Raw genomic sequence first — 19,170 nt, forward strand, 5'->3', positions numbered from 1 at the left:
CGTTACCCCTTCGTCGTACAGGCGGCGTCCTTCAGATCGAGGACGTGGCCGTTGTTGTATTTCGCGATGATGTTGTGGAACAGCTTCGGATCGACCGACGAGAAATAGCGCACCGGCGCCTTCTCGCTCGGCTGCGCGACCGTGCCGTACACGGTCATGTCGAGCCGGTCGGACGACGCCTTGACCTTCTGCACCCACGCGTCGAACTGCTCGCGCGGCTCGGCGAGCGTGCGGAATTTCATGTCGGAGAAGCCGCGGCCGCTGTAGTTGGCGGACACGCCCGCGTAGTCGCCCGCTTCGTCGGCGATCAGGTGCAGGCGCGTCTGCATGCCGGCCATCGCGTAGACCTGGGTGCCGAGCTGCGGGATGAAGAACGAGTTCATCACCGAATCCGACGTGATGCGGAAATTCACCGGCGTGCCGACCGGAATCGCGAGCTGGTTCACCGACGCGATGCCGAACTCCGGATAGATGAACAGCCACTTCCAGTCGAGCGCGACGACTTCGACGTCGATCGGCTTGACCGACGACTGGAGCGGCTTGTACGGGTCGAGCTCATGCGTGGTCTTCCACGTGAGGATGCCGAGATAGAGGATGATCAGCGTCGGCACGGTCCAGATCACGACCTCGATCGCCGTCGAATGCGACCAGTCCGGCGCATAGGTCGCGCTGCGGTTCGACGCGCGGTAGCGCCACGCGAAGAACAGCGTCAGCAGGATCACCGGCACGACGACGATCAGCATCGTCCACGTGGCGGTCGCGATCAGCGATTTCTCCGCGACGCCCACCGCGCCCTTTGGGTCGAGCACGTGAAGGTCGCTGCATCCGGCCAGTCCCGCCAGTATCGCGATGACGGGGGCCGCCCGCGCACCGCCGGTGATTCGTCTGATCATGGTTCGTTTGCCTGAGTGTCGTTGAGAAGGACTGCCGGGCCGCGCGCCGCCGATGCGCGACGCGTGATGACCACGGCAGCCTGCCGCGCGAACTGTACGGAAAATTGCCGCACCGCATCTTGACGACGAACAAACTTCGCCGAATCGAGCGAAACCCGGCCGGGGACGGACGCGATGCCGGCACGCGTGACGGCCGGCAACGGTAGACGGGGAAAGGCCGCGCGCCTTCAGCGCAAGGCGCGCGGATATCGGGGAAATGACCTCAAAGAGGGGAAATGCTGCGACGATGCGCCGCAGCATGGCAGGCGCCGGCGCGTCGAACCGCGCGCCGGCCGCGCGTTACGACAGCGAACGGAAGTCCGGCTTGCGCTTCTCGAAGAACGCCGCCATCGCCTCGCGGGCTTCCGGCCCGCGCAGCATCGCGCCGAACTGCTGCCCCTCTTCCGCCATCCGGTCGGCGATCGACACGCCGCCGGTGTTCTTCAGCAAGGCCTTCGTCACGCGCAGCGACGCGGCCGGCAGCGCGACGAGCTTCGCCGCCTGCTTCGCCGCGAACGCGTCGAGCTCGGCCGCCGGCAGCACGCGGTTGACGATGCCGATCCGGTGCGCCTCGAGCGCGTCGAACGGCTCGCCGAGCAGCAGCTTCTCGGCCGCGACCTGATGCCCCGCGAGACGCGGCAGCAGCAGGCTCGACGCGGCCTCCGGGCACACCCCGAGCTGCACGAACGGCAGCGAGAACGACGCCGTGTCGGCTGCGTAGACGAGGTCGCAATGCAGCAGCATCGTCACGCCGACGCCGACCGCGACGCCCGGCACCGCGGCGACGATCGGTTTCGACGCGCTGCTGATCCGCGCGAGAAACTGGAACACCGGCGCGCTGTCGTCCTTCGGCGGCGCCTTCATGAAATCCTCGAGATCGTTGCCCGCGCTGAAGATGCCGTCGCTGCCGCGCAGCAGGATCGCGCGAACCGCCTTGTCCTCCTGCGCTTCGCCGAGCGCGTCGGCCATCGTCTGGTACATCGCGGCCGTCAGCGCGTTCTTTTTCGCCGGCCGTGCAATGGTTATCGTCATCACGCCGTCGGCGCGTTCCACCTGGATGTCCGTCACAAGCGTCTCCTTGGCTGTATCCATTCCGAATGAAAAAACGGTGCGCGAGCTCGTGGCCCGCGCACCGTCGTGCTGCTGGTTCGCCTCGCTTACAGGCGTTCGATGATGCCCGCGGCGCCCATGCCGGTGCCGACGCACATCGTCACCATCCCGTACTTCAGGTTGCGGCGGCGCAGGCCGTGCACGACGGTCGCGGCGCGGATCGCGCCGGTCGCGCCGAGCGGGTGGCCGAGCGCGATCGCGCCGCCCACCGGGTTGACCTTCGACGGGTCGAGGCCGAGGTCGCGGATCACCGCCAGCGATTGCGCGGCGAACGCTTCGTTCAGCTCGATCCAGTCGAGATCGTCCTGCTTCAGGCCCGCCGCCTTCAGCGCGGCCGGAATCGCTTCCTTCGGGCCGATGCCCATGATTTCCGGCGGCACGCCGCGCACCGCGAAGCTCACGAAGCGCGCGAGCGGCGTCAGGTTGAACTGCTTGAGCACCTTCTCCGACACGACGAGCAGCGCGCCCGCGCCGTCCGACGTCTGCGAGCTGTTGCCGGCCGTGACCGACCCCTTGTTCGCGAACACCGTGCGCAGCTTCGCGAGGCCCTCGAGCGACGTGTCCGCGCGCGGGCCTTCGTCGAGCGCGATCTCGCGCGTCTTCACGTCGATCTCGCCCGTCGCGAGGTTCGGGAAGCGTTCGGTGATCGTGTACGGCGCGATCTCGTCGCCGAACTCGCCGGCCTGCTGCGCGGCGAGCGCCTTCTTGTGCGATTCGACCGAGAACGCGTCCTGGTCCTCGCGGCTCACCTTCCACTGCTCGGCCACGCGCTCGGCGGTCAGGCCCATCCCGTACGCGATGCCGAAGTCCTCGCTGCGATCGAAGATGTGCGGCGACATCGACGGCTTGTTGCCCATCATCGGCACCATGCTCATCGATTCGCAGCCGCCCGCGAGCAGCGCGTCCGATTCGCCGACGCGGATGCGGTCCGCCGCCATCGCCAGCGCGGTGATGCCCGATGCGCAGAAGCGGTTGACCGTCACGCCGCCGACCGTCTGCGGCAGGCCCGCGAGCAGCGCGCCCATCCGCGCGACGTTCAGGCCCTGCTCGGCTTCCGGAATCGCGCAGCCGATGATCGCGTCCTCGATCAGCTTCGTGTCGAAGCCGGGCACCTGCGCGACCGCCGACTTGATCGCGTGAACCAGCAGCTCGTCCGGGCGCGTGTTCTTGAAGACACCGCGCGGTGCCTTGCCGATCGGCGTGCGGCTGGCGGCGACGATGTATGCGTCTTGCAATTGTTTGCTCATTTCAGACTCCTTTTGCGCTCGCTCAGTTACGCACCGGCTTGCCGGTCTGCAACATGCCCATGATCCGTTCCTGCGTCTTCTGCGTGCCGAGCAGCTCGACGAACGCGCGGCGCTCGAGCGCCAGCAGCCATTCCTCGTCGACGAGGCTGCCCGCCTCGACGTCGCCGCCGCACACCGCTTCCGCGATGCGGCTCGCGATCAGGAAGTCGTGGTCGCTGATGAAGCGGCCGTCGCGCATGTTGACGAGCGACGCCTTGATCGTCGCGATCGCCGAGCGGCCCGCGACCGGCACGTCCTTCGCCTTCAGCGGCGCGCGGTAGCCGGTGTCGGCGAGCGCGCGCGCTTCCTTCTTCGCGGTGTCGAGCAGCTCGAACACGTTGAACACGATCGTGTCGGACGGCTTCACGTAGCCCATCGCGCGTGCGTCGTGCGCGGAGGCCGACACTTTCGCCATCGCCGCATTCTCGAACGACTTCGTGACGAACTTCAGGATCTCGGTGGTCGCGTTCGCGGCGGTAGCCGCGTCCGCCGCACGCAGCGCCGCTTCCTTCAGGCCGCCGCCGGCCGGCACGAGGCCGACGCCCACTTCGACGAGGCCGATGTAGCTCTCGACGTGCACGACGCGCTTCGCGCTGTGCAGCATCAGCTCGCATCCGCCGCCGAGCGCGATGCCCGACACGGCCGCGACGACCGGCACGTTCGCGTACTTCACGCGCATCATCCCGTCCTGGAACTTCTTCACGAACGGCTCGATGCCCTTCGCGCCGCCCATCATGAACGCGGGCATCGCCTCTTCGAGGTTCGCGCCCGCCGAGAACGGGCCGCCCGGCGCGCCGAGCTTCAGCGACGTCGGCTGCCAGATCACGACGCCCTTGTAGTCCTTCTCCGCGAGCTCGATCGCCTGCACGAGGCCGTCGATCACGCTCGGTCCGATCGTGTTCATCTTCGACTTGAACGACACGATCACGACGTCGTCCTCGCCCGCGCGGTCATCGACCCACGCGCGCACCGAGTCGGTCTCGAACAGCGTCTTGCCGTAGGTCTTCGGATCGGCGCCGGCTTCGCCCAGCAGCGGCGCGCGGAACACCTGCTTGTTGTAGACGGCGAGGTCCGAACGCGGCACGAAGCGCTTCGACGCCGGCGCCCACGAGCCTTCGGCCGTGTGCACACCGCCCTGCTCGGCAACCGGGCCTTCGAGCACCCACGCCGGCAGCGGCGCGTTCGCGAGCGCCTTGCCCGCGGCGATGTCTTCCTGCACCCACTCGGCGACCTGCTTCCAGCCGGCGGCCTGCCAGCCTTCGAACGGGCCTTCGTTCCAGCCGAAGCCCCAGCGGATCGCGAGATCGACGTCGCGCGCGTTGTCGGCGATCGACTCCAGATGCACGCCGATGTAGTGGAACACGTCGCGGAAGATCGACCACAGGAACTGCGCGTGCGGATGGTCCGTCTCGCGCAGCAGCTTCAGGCGCTCGGCCGGCGGGCGCTTCAGGATGCGCGCGACGGTCTCGTCGGCCTTCGCGCCCGAATCGACGTAGGCGCCGGTCTTCGCGTCGAGCACCTTGATCGCCTTGCCTTCCTTCTTGTAGAAGCCGCCGCCCGTCTTCTGGCCGAGCGCGCCCTGCTTCACCAGCTCGGCGAGCACGGCAGGCGTCTGGTAGACCGGGAAGAACGGATCGTCGGCGAGATTGTCCTGCATCGTCTTGATCACGTGCGCCATCGTGTCGAGGCCGACCACGTCCGCGGTGCGGAACGTCGCCGACTTCGCGCGGCCGAGGCGGCTGCCGGTCAGGTCGTCGACTTCGTCGAAGCGCAGGCCGAACTTCGCGGCCTCGGTGATCACCGCGAGGATCGAGAAGATGCCGACGCGGTTCGCGATGAAGTTCGGCGTGTCCTTCGCGCGCACGACGCCCTTGCCGACGACGCTCGTCAGGAACGTCTCGAGCTGGTCGAGGATTTCCGGGCGCGTATGCGCGGTCGGGATCAGCTCGACGAGGTGCATGTAGCGCGGCGGGTTGAAGAAGTGCACGCCGCAGAAGCGCGCCTTCAGCTCGTCGGAGAAGCCGTCCGACAGCGTCGTGATCGACAGGCCCGACGTGTTGGTCGCGAAGATCGCGTGCGAAGCGAGGTGCGGCGCGACCTTCTTGTACAGGTCGTGCTTCCAGTCCATGCGCTCGGCGATCGCCTCGATCACGACGTCGCACTCGGCGAGCTTCGCGATGTCGTCCTCGTAGTTCGCGGCTTCGAGGTATTTCGCGTCGTCCTTCACGCCGAACGGCGCGGGCGACAGCTTCTTCAGGTTTTCGATCGCCTTCAGCGCGATCGCATTCTTCGGGCCTTCCTTGGCCGGCAGGTCGAACAGCAGCACCGGCACGCGTGCGTTGACGAGGTGCGCGGCGATCTGCGCGCCCATCACGCCGGCGCCCAGCACGGCCACCTTGCGAATGATGAAATTGCTCACGGGATGTCTCCGGATAGTGTCGCGTAGCGCGGGATGGTGAGGGCTACGCAGCGTAGTGAGGTTCTGCAACCGCATCGTCCGGGCGGAGCGCGGCGCGCCCCGCCCGATGCCGCATCAGAACAGCGACTCGTCGACTTCCATCATCGTCTTCGAGCCGGCGCGCGCGGCGCGGATCGTCGCGGCCGTTTCCGGCAGCAGGCGCGCGAAATAGAAGCGCGCCGTCGCGAGTTTCGACTTGTAGAACGGATCGCCCGACGCTTCGTTGTCGAGCGCGAGGCGCGCCATGCGGGCCCAGAAGTACGAGAACACCAGGTGGCCGACGGTGCGCAGGTACGGCACGGCGGCAGCGCCGACTTCGTCCGGGTTCTGCATCGCCTTCATGCCGATTTCCATCGTCAGCTTCTGCACCTTCTCGCCGATGTCCGCGAGCGGGTTGATGAACTCGCCCATCTCCGGCTTCACGCCTTCCGCCTCGACGAAATCCGACACGAGCTTGCCGAACTTCTTCAGCTTCGCGCCCATGTCGCCGAGCACCTTGCGGCCCAGCAGGTCGAGCGACTGGATCGAGTTCGTGCCTTCGTAGATCATGTTGATCCGCGCGTCGCGCACGTACTGCTCCATGCCCCACTCGGAGATGAAGCCGTGGCCGCCGTAGATCTGCATCGCGTGGTTCGTGCACTCGAACGCGTTGTCGGTCAGGAACGCCTTGATGATCGGCGTGAGCAGCGCGACGAGGTCGGCCGCTTCCTTGCGCACCGCCTCATCGGCGTGCGACAGCTCCTTGTCGATCTGCAGCGCCGACCAGTACGTGAACGCGCGCGCGCCTTCCGCGTAGGCCTTCTGCGTGAGCAGCATGCGGCGCACGTCCGGGTGGACGATGATCGGGTCGGCCGGCTTGTCCGGCGCCTTCGGGCCCGTCAGCGAGCGCATCTGCAGGCGCTCCTTCGCGTACGTCAGCGAGTTCTGGTAAGCGACTTCCGTGAGGCCGAGGCCCTGCATGCCGACACCGAGGCGCGCGGCATTCATCATCACGAACATCGCGTTGAGGCCCTTGTTCGGCTCGCCGACCATCCAGCCCTTCGCGTTGTCGAGGTTCATCACGCAGGTCGAGTTGCCGTGGATGCCCATCTTGTGCTCGATCGAGCCGCACTTGACGCCGTTGCGCTCGCCCGGCTCGCCCGCCGCATCGGGGATGAACTTCGGCACGATGAACAGCGAGATCCCCTTCGTGCCTTGCGGCGCGTCCGGCAGGCGCGCGAGCACGAGGTGGACGATGTTCTTCGACATGTCGTGCTCGCCGCTCGAGATGAAGATCTTCGTGCCGCTGATCGAGTACGAGCCGTCGCCGTTCGGTTCGGCCTTGGTGCGCAGGATGCCGAGGTCGGTGCCGCAGTGCGGCTCGGTCAGGCACATCGTGCCCGTCCATTCGCCCGACACGAGCTTCGGCAGATACTGCTTCTGGAGTTCCGGCGCGCCGTGCGCATGCAGGCATTCGTAGGCGCCGTGCGACAGGCCCGGATACATCGTCCACGCCTGGTTCGCCGAGTTCAGCATTTCGTAGAGTGCGTTGTTCACGAACGCGGGCAGCCCCTGGCCGCCGTAGTCGGGATCGCAGCCGAGCGCCGGCCAACCGGCCTCGACGTATTGCTGGTAGGCCTCCTTGAAGCCGGTCGGGGTCTTCACGACGCCGTCACCGACGTACGTGCAGCCTTCGCGGTCGCCGACCTGGTTCAGCGGGAACAGCACCTCGGAGCAGAACTTGCCCGCTTCTTCGAGGACCTGGTTGATCGTGTCGGCATCGAGGTCCGCATGCTTGGGCATTTGCTTGACTTCGGCTTCGACGTTCAGAAGCTCGTGCAACACGAATTGCATGTCGCGCAGCGGCGCGGCGTACTGTCCCATGACTCTCTCCAAAGTAGGGCAATCGGCTCGAGCTTCTGGCGGGCGGATCACGCGCCGCTAACGGCTCTCGCTCTGATACGAAATAATCGTCTTTTCCAGCGCGGCCCACGTGAGGCGCACCGCATCCGGCGAATGCAGGAAGCGTGCGTCGTGATGCAGGCCGAGCGTGAAGCTGTACAGCTCGAAGAGCATCAGGTCCGGATCGCCGTCCGGGCGCAGATGCCCCTCCTCCTTCGCCTGCGAAATGGCGCGCAGCAGCGCGGCACGCCACGCCGTCACGCTCGCGACCAGTTGCTCGCGCACGGGGCTGTCCGGCCGGTCGTCGTACTCGACGGCTCCGCTGATGTAGATGCACCCGGTCGTCACCTCCTGGATGCGCTTCTCGATCCAGCGCGCCAGCATCGCCCGCAGACGCGGCAGACCGCGCGGTTCGCGCAGGCTCGGAAAGAACACCTCGTTCTCGAAACGATGGTGATACTCGCGCACGACTTCCACCTGCAAATCCTCGCGCGATCCGAAGTGCGCGAACACGCCGCTCTTGCTCATCTGCATGCGCTCGGCCAGCAGGCCGATCGTCAACCCCTCCAGCCCGTCACGGCTGGCGAGGTCCAATGCAGCTTCGAGTATCGCGGCACGCGTCTGTTCGCCTTTTCGCATAGCTATTTCTGTAACCGTTCGGGGGTTCAAATAAAATCGAACGGCCGTACTATTATTGAGTGCGACCGCCCGCGAAACAAGGAAATTATTAGAAACCGGTGTCTAACCGAGTCGCTATTTTGCGCGATTCGGGCCGCATTGGAAGCGGTTTTCCGCACGGGCGTGCAGAAATGATTTAAGCGGGCGCTTAGTCGTAGTCGCCGACCGTCAGCACCTTCATCGCGGCGCGGTAGACCGTGTAGGCCAGCCAGTTCAGCACGCGCTCGCCGAGCGGGCGCCGCGCATAGCGCGCCGGGTCGATCTCGCGGCCGTCGGCGAACGCCGCGGCGATCGCGTCGCGCAGCTCGTTCGTGACCGTATCGTGCCGCACCAGCACGACGTTGGCCTCATTGTTCAGCATCAGGCTCAGCGCGTCCAGATTCGACGAGCCGACCGTCGCCCAATTGTCGTCGATCACGGCCACCTTGCCGTGCAGCATCGTCTTGTCATATTCGGCAACGCGCACGCCGGCGCGCAGCAGCGCGTGGTAGAGGAACGGCACCGCGGTGTCGAGCGCCGCGAACTCGTTGCGGCCGAGCAGGATCCGCACGTCGACGCCGCGCCGCGCGGCGCCCGTCAGCGCGCGGCGCAGCTTGCGGCCCGGCATGAAGTACGGATTCGCGAGCAGGATCCGCTGCCGGGCCTGGCCGATCGCGGCCAGGTACGCCTTCTCGATCGCGCGGCGGTTCACGACGTTGTCGCGCGCGACGAACGCGACGCTCGGCTCGGTCACGATCCTGAGCGCCCCGGCCTTGATCCAGCGGTGGCTGCGCATCCAGCGGCGGAACATGTCCGGGAACGCGTCGCCGCCGGCGAGCCCCGCCGCGTATTGCGCATACGGCTTGTGGCCGAAGCGGATGCGGTGCCATTGCAGCTCGAACGCGGCGCGCACGTCGGACACGACGGGCCCCGTCATCTCGACGCTGAAATCCCAGCGCGGGTACGGCAGCGTCGTGCCGTTCTGCGCGTAGTCGTCGACGATGTTGATGCCGCCGCAATACGCATACGCGTGATCGACGACCGCAAGCTTGCGGTGCGTGCGCGAGAAGCCGAAGCGGCCGAACAGGTAGCGGTTGTACACGCAGTGCTCGATGCCCGCCCCGGCCCACGCGTCGAACAGCGGCAGGCGCGCCGTGCCGATGCCGTCCGTGATCACGCGCACGCGCACGCCGCGCCGCACGGCTCGCAGCAGCGCGTCCGACACCGGCCGCCCCGCCGCGTCGTCGCAGAAAATGTAGGTTTCGAGCAGCACCTGCTCGCGTGCGGCGTCGATCCGTTCGATCAGCGCGCTGAAGAAAGCCTCGCCGCCCTGGCACAGCCGCACGGCGTTGCCCGACGTGAAGGCGAGCCGCGATGCGGAGCCCCGCTCCTGCAGGAACATCTGCCGCAGTTGCGCGAATCGCCTGCGGGCCTCCGGAAGGCCGCCTCCCCCGTTCATGCGGATCCGGGGGGCCGGCCTTCCGGGGTCCGGCCTTCCGGGGGGCGGTATTCCGGAGGCCGTACCGCGCGCGCGGACAATTGCAGGATCGCCTCGGCATTCGACGGCGAAAAGCAGCGCGCGGCCGCCTCGCGATACGGCAGCCACGCATGGTCGACGTGCTCGCGCGGCGACAGCGTCACGTCGACGCGACGCGGCACGCACAGGCCGAACCAGTGCTCGGTGTTGCGCGTGACGCCGGGCGCATAGCGGTGCAGGTACTGCGGATAGATCGCGTATTCGATCCGGTGATGCCAGTCGACGAGCGCGCTGGCCGGCACCTCCGGCGTACCGACCACGATGCCGGTTTCCTCGGCCACTTCGCGCGCGGCGGTGACGGCGAGCGGCTCGTCGATCGCATCCTTCGACCCGGTGACCGATTGCCAGAAATCGGGCTGGTCGGCGCGCTTGATCACCAGTACGTCGAGGTCGGGCGTGTAGATCACGACGAGAACGGATTCGGGAATTTTCGGCGGCTTCGTCATGTTCGTTTCATACGGCGCGAGGCCGCGCGCCGGTTGGGCCAGGCTGCGCGGCGGGTGCTGCGACTGTACCGCAAAAAACGAAAAAGGCGCACCGTTGCGCCTTTTTCGTCGTGCGGCGCGCGTGTCGCCATGCGCGCGTTCAGGGTCGAGCGTGCATTACGCCTTCGGCTGCTCCGGCTGACGCAGGCGGATGTGCAGCTCGCGCAGCTGGCGCTCGTCGACCGGGCTCGGCGCCTGCGTGAGCAGACACTGCGCGCGCTGGGTCTTCGGGAACGCGATCACGTCGCGGATCGAATCGGCGCCGGCCATCATCGTGACGATGCGGTCGAGACCGAACGCGATGCCGCCGTGCGGCGGCGCGCCGTACTGGAGCGCGTCCAGCAGGAAGCCGAACTTCAGCTGCGCCTCTTCCGCGCCGATCTTCAGCGCGCGGAACACCTTGCTCTGCACTTCCTCGCGGTGGATACGCACCGAGCCGCCGCCGATTTCCCAGCCGTTCAGCACCATGTCGTACGCCTTCGCGAGGCAGCGGCCCGGGTCGGTCTCGAGGTACTCGAGATGCTCGTCCTTCGGGCTCGTGAACGGATGGTGCGCGGCGACGTAGCGCGCGTCCTCGTCGTCGTATTCGAACATCGGGAAGTCGACGACCCACAGCGGCTTCCAGCCCGCCTCGACGAGGCCGTTCGCCTTGCCGAATTCCGAGTGGCCGATCTTCAGGCGCAGCGCGCCGAGGCTGTCGTTGACGACCTTCGCGCGGTCGGCCGCGAAGAAGATGATGTCGCCGTCTTCGGCGCCGGTGCGCTCGAGGATCGCCGCGATCGACGCGTCGTGCAGGTTCTTGACGATCGGGCTCTGCAGGCCGTCGCGGCCCTTCGCCTTCTCGTTGACCTTGATCCACGCGAGGCCCTTCGCGCCGTAGATGCGCACGAACTCGGTGTAGCCGTCGATGTCGCCGCGCGACAGCTCGCCGCCCTTCGGCACGCGCAGCGCCGCGACACGGCCGTCCTTCGCGTTGGCCGGCGTGCTGAACACCTTGAACTCGACGTCCTTCATCGCGTCGGTCAGCTCGGTGAACTCGAGCTTCACGCGCAGGTCAGGCTTGTCCGAGCCGAAGCGCGCCATCGCTTCCGAGTACGGCATCACCGGGAACGTCGCATCCAGCTCGACGTCGATCGTCGTCTTGAAGATGTGACGGATCATGTTCTCGAACAGGTCGCGGATTTCCTGTTCGCCGAGGAACGACGTCTCGCAGTCGATCTGCGTGAATTCCGGCTGACGGTCGGCGCGCAGGTCCTCGTCGCGGAAGCACTTGGTGATCTGGTAGTAGCGGTCGAAGTTCGCGACCATCAGCAGCTGCTTGAACAGCTGCGGCGACTGCGGCAGCGCGAAGAACTGGCCCGCGTTCACGCGCGACGGCACGAGGTAGTCGCGCGCGCCTTCCGGCGTGCTCTTCGTCAGCATCGGCGTCTCGATGTCGATGAAGCCCTGCTCGTCGAGGTACTTGCGTGCCTCGATCGCGACGCGGTAGCGCAGGCGCAGGTTGTGCTGCATCTGCGGACGGCGCAGGTCGAGCACGCGGTGCGTGAGGCGCGTCGTTTCCGACAGGTTGTCGTCGTCGAGCTGGAACGGCGGCGTGACCGACGCGTTCAGCACGGTCAGCTCGTGGCACAGCACTTCGATCTTGCCGCTCTTCAGGCCCGCGTTGACCGTGCCTTCCGGACGGTTGCGCACGAGGCCCTTCACCTGGACGCAGAACTCGTTGCGCACGCCTTCGGCGGTCGCGAACATCTCCGCGCGGTCCGGGTCGCAGACCACCTGCACGAGGCCTTCACGATCGCGCAGGTCGATGAAGATCACACCGCCGTGATCGCGGCGGCGCTGCACCCAGCCGCACAGCGACACGGTTTGGCCCAGCAGGTGTTCGGTCACGAGACCGCAGTATTCAGTTCGCATCGACATGATGTTTGCTTTCGTTCGGTTTGATCAACGGGCGCCGCAACGCGCGGCCCGGGCAATGATTTACAGCGGCGGCTCGACGGGACGGCGGGCGGGCGCCGGTGCCGGCGCCGGGGGCGCCACCACGCCCATCGAGACGATGTACTTCAGCGCGGCATCGACCGACATGTCGAGTTCGATGACTTCGCTCTTCGGCAGCATCAGGAAGAAGCCCGACGTCGGGTTCGGCGTCGTCGGGATGTACACGCTCACGTATTCTTCCGTCAGATGATTGAGCACGTCGCCGCCGGGCGTGCCGGTCAGAAATGCGATCGTATACGACCCGCGGCGCGGATATTCGATCAGCAGCGCCTTGCGGAACGCATTGCCGCTGCTCGACAGCAGCGTGTCCGACACCTGCTTGACGCTCGTGTAGATCGGCCCGACGACCGGAATGTGGCGCACGACCGCATTCCACCACGTGACGAGCTTCTGGCCGATGAAGTTCTGCGTCGCGAGCCCGACGATGAAGATGAACGCGAGCGTCAGCACCGCGCCGATCCCCGGCACGCGGAAACCGAACATCCGCTCCGGCTGCCACGATTCCGGCAGCAGCAGCAGCGTCTGGTCCATCGTGCCGATGATGAGGCCGAGCACCCACAGCGTGATCGCGAGCGGGACGAGAACCAGCAGGCCGGTCAGAAACACCGATTTCAGGGTCGTCTTTTTCATCATCTGCCGTCAAATAGTCGCACCGGCGGCGCGGAATGGGCGCGGCCCGGCGGGGCCGCGACAGTCAACTGCCGGCCGCAGGCGTCGCAGCCGGCGCGGGCGCCGGCGCGGCGCTCGCCGCACTGTCCGAGCCGGACGCGGGCGCGGCGGCTGCCGGCGCCGCATCGCCCGAACCGGACGCCGCCGCCGGCGCGCTCGTGCCGCCCGAGCCGCCGCGGAAATCGGTGACGTACCAGCCCGAGCCCTTCAGCTGAAAGCCCGCAGCGGTCAACTGCTTGCGAAACGCATCCTTCCCGCATTCGGGACACTGCGACAGCGGCGCGTCGCTCATCTTCTGGAGCACGTCCTTCGCGAAACCGCACGCTTCGCATCGATAGGCGTAGATCGGCATGGTATTTTTTCCCGCAGAAACTGGAAACGGCTTGCAAAACCTTGAATTATAGCCGAAACCCTGGCGCACCCCGGCAACGGCCGGACGCGCCCGGGTAAGCGCCGGCATCAGCGGCGGCGCCACGTGAGCCAGCGCTCGCGCCCTTCGAACACGGGCAGCGAATCGGCGACCGGCAGATCCTCGACCAGCTCGAAGTGCGGGCCGAGCAGCGCGTCGAGTTCCTCCCGGTCGATGCCGAACGGCGGCCCCTTCGGCGTCGCGCCGACAAAGAAGTAGCCGGCCAGCAGCCCGCCGGCCGGCAGCAGCGCGGCCATTCGCGCCGCGTAGGCGGCGCGCCGGTCGCGCGGCAGCGCGCACAGGAATGCGCGCTCGTAGACCCATTGCACGTCGAACGGCGGCGCATACGCAAAGAAGTCCGCCTGCTCGACGACGTCCGCGTGCGCGCCGAGCTGCGCCTTCGCGGCGGCGACCGCCTGCTCGGCGAAATCGATTGCCCTGACGGGCCACCCGGCCTGCGCGAGCCATCCCGCTTCCTGCGCGCTGCCGCAGCCGGGAATCAGCACGGCGCACGGCGCGTGGCGGCTCGCAAACGCGCGAAAGCCGTCGGGCACGCCGCCGAATTCCCACGGCGTCATGCCGCGCGCGAAGCGCTCGTCCCAGAACGACGCGTCGCCCGGGTCGCGCGACGAGAATTCCGCGGCGCGCGGCGCGGCGGGCGGGGTTTCGCGGATCGGGTCGGACATCGGATGGTCTCCAGGCGGGTGTCAGGCGCTGTACGCGAGCGCGAGCAGCACCCGCGCGACGAGCGCGCCGACGCCCACGGCCAGCCCGAAGATCAGCAGCGCCTGCAGCAGCCGGTTGGTGCGCTTCTGCTCGACGAGGATCTGCCGCATCAGGTCTTCGCTCGCGGCGCGCGGCGCGTCGTGGCGCGCGGCGATCGCATGGTGGATCAGGCGCGGCAGTTGCGGCAGCGTCTTGCTCCATTGCGGCGCCTCGACCTTGAAGCGCTCGTACCAGCCGCGCAGGCCGATCTGCTCGGTCATCCAGCGCTCGAGGTACGGCTTCGCGGTTTTCCACAGGTCAAGCTCGGGATCGAGCGAGCGGCCGAGCCCCTCGACGTTCAGCATCGTCTTCTGCAGCAGCACGAGCTGCGGCTGGATCTCGACGTTGAAGCGGCGCGACGTCGAGAACAGGCGCATCAGCACCTGGCCGAGCGAGATGTCCTTCAGTGCGCGGTCGAAATACGGCTCGCACACCGCGCGGATCGCGCTTTCGAGCTCCTCGACGCGCGTGTCCGGCGGCACCCAGCCCGACTCGAGGTGAAGCGTCGCGACGCGGTGGTAGTCGCGCTTGAAGAACGCGAGGAAGTTCTGCGCGAGGTAGTTCTTGTCGAAATCGGACAGCGCGCCGACGATCCCGAAGTCGAGCGCGACATAGCGGCCGAAGGTCTTCGGGTCGAGGCTCACCTGGATGTTGCCGGGGTGCATGTCCGCGTGGAAAAAGCCGTCGCGGAACACCTGCGTGAAGAAGATCTCGACGCCCTCGCGCGCGAGCTTCTTGATGTCGACGCCCGCCGTGCGCAGCGTCTCGACCTGGCTGATCGGCACGCCGGACATGCGCTCCATCACGAGCACGGTCGACGTCGAGAAATCCCAGAACATTTCCGGCACGAGCAGCAGGTCGAGGCCCGCGAAGTTGCGGCGCAGCTGGCTGCCGTTCGCCGCCTCGCGCATCAGGTCCAGTTCGTCGTGCAGGTACTTGTCGAATTCGGCGACGACCTCGCGCGGCTTCAGGCGCCGGCCGTCGGCCCACATGCGCTCGGTCCACGTCGCGATGTCGCGCATCAGCGCGAGGTCGGAATCGATGACGGGCAGCATGTTCGGGCGCAGCACCTTCACCGCGACCGCCTTGCCCGCGTGCACGCCCTGCTTGAGCTTCGCGAAATGCACCTGCGCGATCGACGCGCTCGCGACCGGCTCGCGCTCGAATTCGTCGAACAGCTCGTCGACCGGCGCGCCGAGCGCCTTCTCGATGAGCCCGATCGCGACCGACGAGTCGAACGGCGGCACCTGATCCTGGAGCTTGGCAAGCTCATTCGCGAAATCGACCGACAGCAGGTCGCGGCGCGTCGACAGCACCTGGCCGAATTTCACGAAGATCGGGCCTAGGCTTTCGAGCGCGCGGCGCAGCCGCACCGCCGGCGGATCGGAATAGCGGCGGCCGATCGTCGTGATCCGCAGCAGCAGCTTCACGCGCCGGTCCTCGATCCGGGACAGCATCACCTCGTCGAGGCCGAAGCGGATGACGGTGTAGAGAATCTTGATGAAACGGAAAATGCGCATGCCCGGCGGCCCTCAGTGCGCGCCGCGCGGGCTGCCGCCCGTGCGCGCGCCGATTTTTTGTTCGAGTCGCTCGACCCGCTTCTCGACCCGGGCGAGCGCGTCCCGCGCGCGCGCCAGTTCGGCGTCGAGGTCCGCGAGCGACGCACGCCGGACAACTTGCGGTTTCTCGTCGAGCCAATATTCGACGACAGAATCGAGCACATTGCGGCCGGTGCGGCGCGCGCGCGCGCCGGCGTCGCGCACGACCGTCGCGATCCGGTGCGCCGCCGCGTCGCCGACCAGCTTCGCGAGATCTTCTTCCGGTTCCCAGCGCAGGTGCTCGGCCAGCTTCGCGATCTGCGTCGCGAACTCCGCGTCGCCCTCGATCTTCACGTGCTTCATCACGGCCGCCTGCCCGCCCTGCAGGAACGCGGCCACGGCGTCGCCAGCCAGCGCGATCGACACGTCGACGTGCTGCGCGTCCTGCGCATCGACCGCGGACAGATAGCCGTCGGGCTGCACCAGCAGCGTGAGCGTGACGGGCGGCACGTCGAAGCGGGCGGTCTTGCCCGCGTAGGGAATCAGGCGGTCACGCGCCCAGGATTCGCGCGCGAGCAGGTGATTGACAGCAGCAGCAAAAGGCTTGGCGGCAAAGGTCATCGGGCTGGGAAAGAAAAACCCGCGCGGACCGGACGTCCACGCGGGTTTCTATTGTAACGTCGGATCGGGCAAGACCCGTGTCCGACCGCAAGCCTGAGCGGCAAGCGGTCGCAGCGGCGGGCCGCCCGCCAGCGCTCAGTGCGTGTTGAGCTGCTGGATGCCCGCGAGCAACCAGCCCTGGCTACCCGACTTCGCCAGGTTCCACACTTCGTCGAACGGCGCGGCCGGCGCGTTCGCCGCCTCGCGGATCAGGCCGTGGAAGCGCACGCTCGCCGACTGCTCGATGCCGCGATCCTCGATCGCGACCAGCTCGGCGTCGAGCTGCACGACGTCGGTCTGGTTCGCTTCGTTGCCGCGCGAATCGAGGTCGATCTTGATCTCGGCGAACATCTCGGGCGTCGTGAACTCGCGGATGTCGGCCAGGTTGCCCTGGTCCCACGCGGCCTGCAGGCGCACGAAGTAGACCTTCGCGCTGCGCAGGAACGCTTCGGTGTCGAAGCCGGCCGGAACCTGCAACGGCGCCGCAGCAGCGCCTGCCGCCGCACCAGCCGTGCCGCCGCCGAACACGCCCTGCGCTTCGTTCGCGTAGCTGCTGCCGCTGCCGGCCTGGAACGACGGACCTTGCGAATAGCTGCCCGATGCCGACGCCGAGCCGCCGACCGAGTATGCCGGCTCGTTCGAACGGCGGCGATTCATGAACTTGCGGATCAGCCAGATGCCGATCGCCGCGAGCAGCGCGATCACGATCAGGTTCGACATCATGCTCGCGAATGCGCCGCCGAGGCCGAAGTGCGACAGCAGCGCCGCGATGCCGAGACCGGCCGCGAGGCCGGCGATCGGCCCGAGCCAGCGCGAGCGGTTCGGCTGCGCGGCGGGCGTAGGCGCGGCCGGGTTCGCGCGCTGCGCCTGCGAAGGCGCGGCCTGCTGCATCGGCTGCTGCGCAGGCGGCGTCGCCTGGCGCTGCGTGACGGTGGAGTTCTGGCGGCCGATGCTGCGCCCGCCGCCCATGCGCCTGGCTTCGGCGTCGAGCGATGCGAACGTGCCGGCCGTGAGCAGGCCGACCATCAGCAGCGTGCCGACCCGTCGAGCCCACGGCTTCGACGGCTTGCTACGGTTGAACAACGAACGCGATTGGGACATCAGCATCTCCAGATGTAAGGCAAACGTATGGAAAGAACCCCTTAATACTTGGTTCCAAGGTGTAAAGCTACCACGCCACCTGACAAATTGTAATATTTGACTGCATCGAGGCCCGCTTGCTCCATCATCGTCTTCAGCGTGTCCTGATCGGGATGCATCCGGATAGACTCGGCAAGATACCGGTAACTGTCGGCATCTTTCGCGAACTTGTCGCCAAGCCACGGTAATACTTTGAAAGAATACAGGTCGTACGCCTTTTTCAGCGGCTCCCACACTTTCGAGAATTCGAGCACCATCACGCGGCCGCCCGGCTTCGCGACGCGGCGCATCTCGGCGAGCGCGGCATCCTTGTGCGTCATGTTGCGCAGCCCGAACGCGACCGTGACCACGTCGAAGTAGTTGTCCGGAAAGGGAATCTTTTCGGCGTCGCACAACAGCGATGGCGTCACGATGCCCTTGTCGAGCAGCCGGTCGCGGCCGACCCGCAGCATCGATTCGTTGATGTCCGTGTGCCAGACCTCGCCGGTCGGCCCGGCGGCCTTCGCGAACGCCTTGGTCAGGTCGCCCGTGCCGGCCGCGATGTCGAGCACCTTGTAGCCCGGGCGGACGTTCGCCTGCGCGATCGTGAAGGCCTTCCACGCGCGGTGCATGCCCGCCGACATCAGGTCGTTCATCAGATCGTAGTTGCTCGCGACCGAATGGAACACGCCCGCCACTTTCTTCGCTTTATCGTTTTCCTCGACGCTTTCGAAGCCGAAGTGGGTTTTGCTCATCGCGTTGATCCTCAGTAAATGGCAAGACGGCGCCGAGTGCCGGCGCCGTCGCTCAGTGGCAGTGGCCGTGCGGCGTGCCCGCCGCCGGCATCGGGGCGTCGCGATCGACGCCCGCCGCCTTCAGTTTGTCGAAATAGTCGCGCCAGAGCGCATCCTGCTGCGTCGCAAGCTGATACAGCAAGTCCCACGAATAGATGCCGGTCGAATGACCGTCGGAGAAGGTCGGCTGCAGCGCGTAGTTGCCGACGCCCTCGAGCGCGGTGATCGTCACTTCGCGCTTGCCGGTCTGCAGGGTTTCCTGGCCGGGCCCGTGGCCGCGCACCTCCGCCGACGGCGAATAGACGCGCATCAGCTCGAACGGGATCCGGTAGTTCTCGCCGCTCGGATACTGCAATTCGAGCACGCGCGACACCGCGTGCACGACGACGCCCGACGGAATCGGGGTCGTGGAAGTCAAACCGCTCATGGCTGCCTCGAATCGGTCATTCGTTGAATCTCTTCACGCACCGCATTGTGCAACAGCGTGGCCTGCGCGGCGCGCGAGCGCAGCAGCGCCTCCGACACGCTGCGCTGCCGCGGCGCCCAGACGGGCTGCGGGAAATGCGCGTCGTTCGAGAAGCGCGGAATCACGTGCCAGTGCACGTGCGGCACCATGTTGCCGAGGCTCGCGAGGTTCACCTTGTTCGGCTGCATCACGCGCCGCACCGCGCGCTCGACCGCGCAGACGACGTCCATCACGCGGGCGCGGTCGACGTCGCCGAGATCGGAGAACTCGGCGACGTGCGCGCCCCAGATCACCCGGCAGAAGCCCGGGTAGTCGTGCTCGCCCGTCGCGAGGACGACACGCAGCGTGTCGTCCTGCCAGAGCACCTCGCCGCCGTCTTCACGGCAAAACACGCATTTCATCGTCG

General features: G+C 67.1%; 18 protein-coding genes. All 18 read right to left on the reverse strand.

All coding sequences use genetic code 11. The annotated features are described in order from the left end of the window. Positions 1-2: 2 nt before the first annotated feature. On the reverse strand, positions 3-893 hold the full coding sequence (gene cyoA, locus KY49_RS19845; protein WP_042586274.1) for a ubiquinol oxidase subunit II: 891 nt from the start codon (positions 891-893) through the stop codon (positions 3-5). A gap of 339 nt (positions 894-1,232) precedes the next feature. Then, positions 1,233-2,000 (reverse strand): enoyl-CoA hydratase, encoded by a 768-nt coding sequence (locus KY49_RS19850; protein WP_042586874.1) that lies wholly within the window; start codon positions 1,998-2,000, stop codon positions 1,233-1,235. An 89-nt stretch (positions 2,001-2,089) separates the two neighbouring features. After that, on the reverse strand, positions 2,090-3,289 hold the full coding sequence (locus KY49_RS19855; RefSeq protein WP_042586275.1) for an acetyl-CoA C-acyltransferase: 1,200 nt from the start codon (positions 3,287-3,289) through the stop codon (positions 2,090-2,092). 22 nt (positions 3,290-3,311) lie between these two features. Next, positions 3,312-5,747: a 3-hydroxyacyl-CoA dehydrogenase/enoyl-CoA hydratase family protein gene (locus tag KY49_RS19860; RefSeq protein ID WP_042586276.1), complete on the reverse strand. Its 2,436-nt coding sequence runs from the start codon at positions 5,745-5,747 to the stop codon at positions 3,312-3,314. A gap of 114 nt (positions 5,748-5,861) precedes the next feature. After that, entirely contained in the window at positions 5,862-7,649 is a 1,788-nt protein-coding gene (locus KY49_RS19865) for an acyl-CoA dehydrogenase C-terminal domain-containing protein (protein WP_042586277.1), read from the reverse strand. A gap of 57 nt (positions 7,650-7,706) precedes the next feature. Next, on the reverse strand, positions 7,707-8,306 hold the full coding sequence (locus tag KY49_RS19870) for a TetR/AcrR family transcriptional regulator (RefSeq protein ID WP_042586278.1): 600 nt from the start codon (positions 8,304-8,306) through the stop codon (positions 7,707-7,709). A 187-nt stretch (positions 8,307-8,493) separates the two neighbouring features. Next, complete coding sequence (gene clsB / locus KY49_RS19875) at positions 8,494-9,783, reverse strand: cardiolipin synthase ClsB (RefSeq protein WP_042586279.1); 1,290 nt, start codon at positions 9,781-9,783, stop codon at positions 8,494-8,496. After that, positions 9,780-10,307, reverse strand: a complete 528-nt coding sequence (gene nudB / locus KY49_RS19880; protein WP_042586280.1) for a dihydroneopterin triphosphate diphosphatase — start codon at positions 10,305-10,307, stop codon at positions 9,780-9,782. The genes clsB and nudB overlap by 4 nt, the downstream gene beginning before the upstream one ends. Before the next feature lie 156 nt (positions 10,308-10,463). Next, positions 10,464-12,266, reverse strand: a complete 1,803-nt coding sequence (aspS, locus tag KY49_RS19885) for an aspartate--tRNA ligase (protein ID WP_042586281.1) — start codon at positions 12,264-12,266, stop codon at positions 10,464-10,466. 60 nt (positions 12,267-12,326) lie between these two features. Continuing rightward, positions 12,327-12,977 carry a DUF502 domain-containing protein gene (locus tag KY49_RS19890; protein ID WP_010090712.1) on the reverse strand — a complete coding sequence of 217 codons (651 nt, stop codon included), beginning with the start codon at positions 12,975-12,977 and terminating at the stop codon, positions 12,327-12,329. 61 nt (positions 12,978-13,038) lie between these two features. Further along, positions 13,039-13,365, reverse strand: coding sequence for an FmdB family zinc ribbon protein (locus KY49_RS19895; RefSeq protein WP_042586282.1), 327 nt, complete (start codon positions 13,363-13,365; stop codon positions 13,039-13,041). A gap of 107 nt (positions 13,366-13,472) precedes the next feature. Beyond that, the gene (locus KY49_RS19900; RefSeq protein ID WP_042586283.1) at positions 13,473-14,108 is read right to left on the reverse strand and encodes a methyltransferase domain-containing protein; all 636 of its coding nucleotides are present in this window, start codon (positions 14,106-14,108) and stop codon (positions 13,473-13,475) included. Between the two features lie 21 nt (positions 14,109-14,129). Further along, on the reverse strand, positions 14,130-15,707 hold the full coding sequence (gene ubiB, locus KY49_RS19905; protein ID WP_042586284.1) for a ubiquinone biosynthesis regulatory protein kinase UbiB: 1,578 nt from the start codon (positions 15,705-15,707) through the stop codon (positions 14,130-14,132). Between the two features lie 12 nt (positions 15,708-15,719). Further along, a complete protein-coding gene (locus tag KY49_RS19910) occupies positions 15,720-16,346 on the reverse strand; it encodes a ubiquinone biosynthesis accessory factor UbiJ (RefSeq protein WP_042586285.1) in 627 nt (208 codons plus the stop codon). Positions 16,347-16,481: 135 nt separating this feature from the next. Further along, entirely contained in the window at positions 16,482-17,486 is a 1,005-nt protein-coding gene (locus tag KY49_RS19915) for a Tim44 domain-containing protein (RefSeq protein ID WP_042586875.1), read from the reverse strand. Positions 17,487-17,527: 41 nt separating this feature from the next. Next, positions 17,528-18,259: a bifunctional demethylmenaquinone methyltransferase/2-methoxy-6-polyprenyl-1,4-benzoquinol methylase UbiE gene (ubiE, locus tag KY49_RS19920; protein ID WP_010090706.1), complete on the reverse strand. Its 732-nt coding sequence runs from the start codon at positions 18,257-18,259 to the stop codon at positions 17,528-17,530. A 52-nt stretch (positions 18,260-18,311) separates the two neighbouring features. Further along, positions 18,312-18,725, reverse strand: a complete 414-nt coding sequence (locus KY49_RS19925) for a gamma-butyrobetaine hydroxylase-like domain-containing protein (protein ID WP_010090705.1) — start codon at positions 18,723-18,725, stop codon at positions 18,312-18,314. Continuing rightward, positions 18,722-19,165 (reverse strand): HIT family protein, encoded by a 444-nt coding sequence (locus KY49_RS19930; protein WP_042586876.1) that lies wholly within the window; start codon positions 19,163-19,165, stop codon positions 18,722-18,724. Before KY49_RS19930 ends, KY49_RS19925 begins: the two co-directional genes overlap by 4 nt. Between the last annotated feature and the right edge of the window lie 5 nt (positions 19,166-19,170).

The organism is Burkholderia sp. MSHR3999 (assembly GCF_000833595.1).
GTDB lineage: Bacteria > Pseudomonadota > Gammaproteobacteria > Burkholderiales > Burkholderiaceae > Burkholderia > Burkholderia ubonensis.

Excerpts from the sequence above, each read along its gene's own strand:
- cyoA (WP_042586274.1), bottom strand. The coding sequence starts at position 893 with ATGATCAGACGAATCACCGGCGGTGCGCGGGCGGCCCCCGTCATCGCG.
- KY49_RS19855 (WP_042586275.1), bottom strand. The coding sequence starts at position 3,289 with ATGAGCAAACAATTGCAAGACGCATACATCGTCGCCGCCAGCCGCACG.
- KY49_RS19865 (WP_042586277.1), bottom strand. The coding sequence starts at position 7,649 with ATGGGACAGTACGCCGCGCCGCTGCGCGACATGCAATTCGTGTTGCAC.
- KY49_RS19870 (WP_042586278.1), bottom strand. The coding sequence starts at position 8,306 with ATGCGAAAAGGCGAACAGACGCGTGCCGCGATACTCGAAGCTGCATTG.
- clsB (WP_042586279.1), bottom strand. The coding sequence starts at position 9,783 with ATGAACGGGGGAGGCGGCCTTCCGGAGGCCCGCAGGCGATTCGCGCAA.
- nudB (WP_042586280.1), bottom strand. The coding sequence starts at position 10,307 with ATGACGAAGCCGCCGAAAATTCCCGAATCCGTTCTCGTCGTGATCTAC.
- aspS (WP_042586281.1), bottom strand. The coding sequence starts at position 12,266 with ATGTCGATGCGAACTGAATACTGCGGTCTCGTGACCGAACACCTGCTG.
- KY49_RS19890 (WP_010090712.1), bottom strand. The coding sequence starts at position 12,977 with ATGATGAAAAAGACGACCCTGAAATCGGTGTTTCTGACCGGCCTGCTG.
- KY49_RS19895 (WP_042586282.1), bottom strand. The coding sequence starts at position 13,365 with ATGCCGATCTACGCCTATCGATGCGAAGCGTGCGGTTTCGCGAAGGAC.
- KY49_RS19900 (WP_042586283.1), bottom strand. The coding sequence starts at position 14,108 with ATGTCCGACCCGATCCGCGAAACCCCGCCCGCCGCGCCGCGCGCCGCG.
- ubiB (WP_042586284.1), bottom strand. The coding sequence starts at position 15,707 with ATGCGCATTTTCCGTTTCATCAAGATTCTCTACACCGTCATCCGCTTC.
- KY49_RS19910 (WP_042586285.1), bottom strand. The coding sequence starts at position 16,346 with ATGACCTTTGCCGCCAAGCCTTTTGCTGCTGCTGTCAATCACCTGCTC.
- KY49_RS19915 (WP_042586875.1), bottom strand. The coding sequence starts at position 17,486 with ATGTCCCAATCGCGTTCGTTGTTCAACCGTAGCAAGCCGTCGAAGCCG.
- ubiE (WP_010090706.1), bottom strand. The coding sequence starts at position 18,259 with ATGAGCAAAACCCACTTCGGCTTCGAAAGCGTCGAGGAAAACGATAAA.
- KY49_RS19925 (WP_010090705.1), bottom strand. The coding sequence starts at position 18,725 with ATGAGCGGTTTGACTTCCACGACCCCGATTCCGTCGGGCGTCGTCGTG.
- KY49_RS19930 (WP_042586876.1), bottom strand. The coding sequence starts at position 19,165 with ATGAAATGCGTGTTTTGCCGTGAAGACGGCGGCGAGGTGCTCTGGCAG.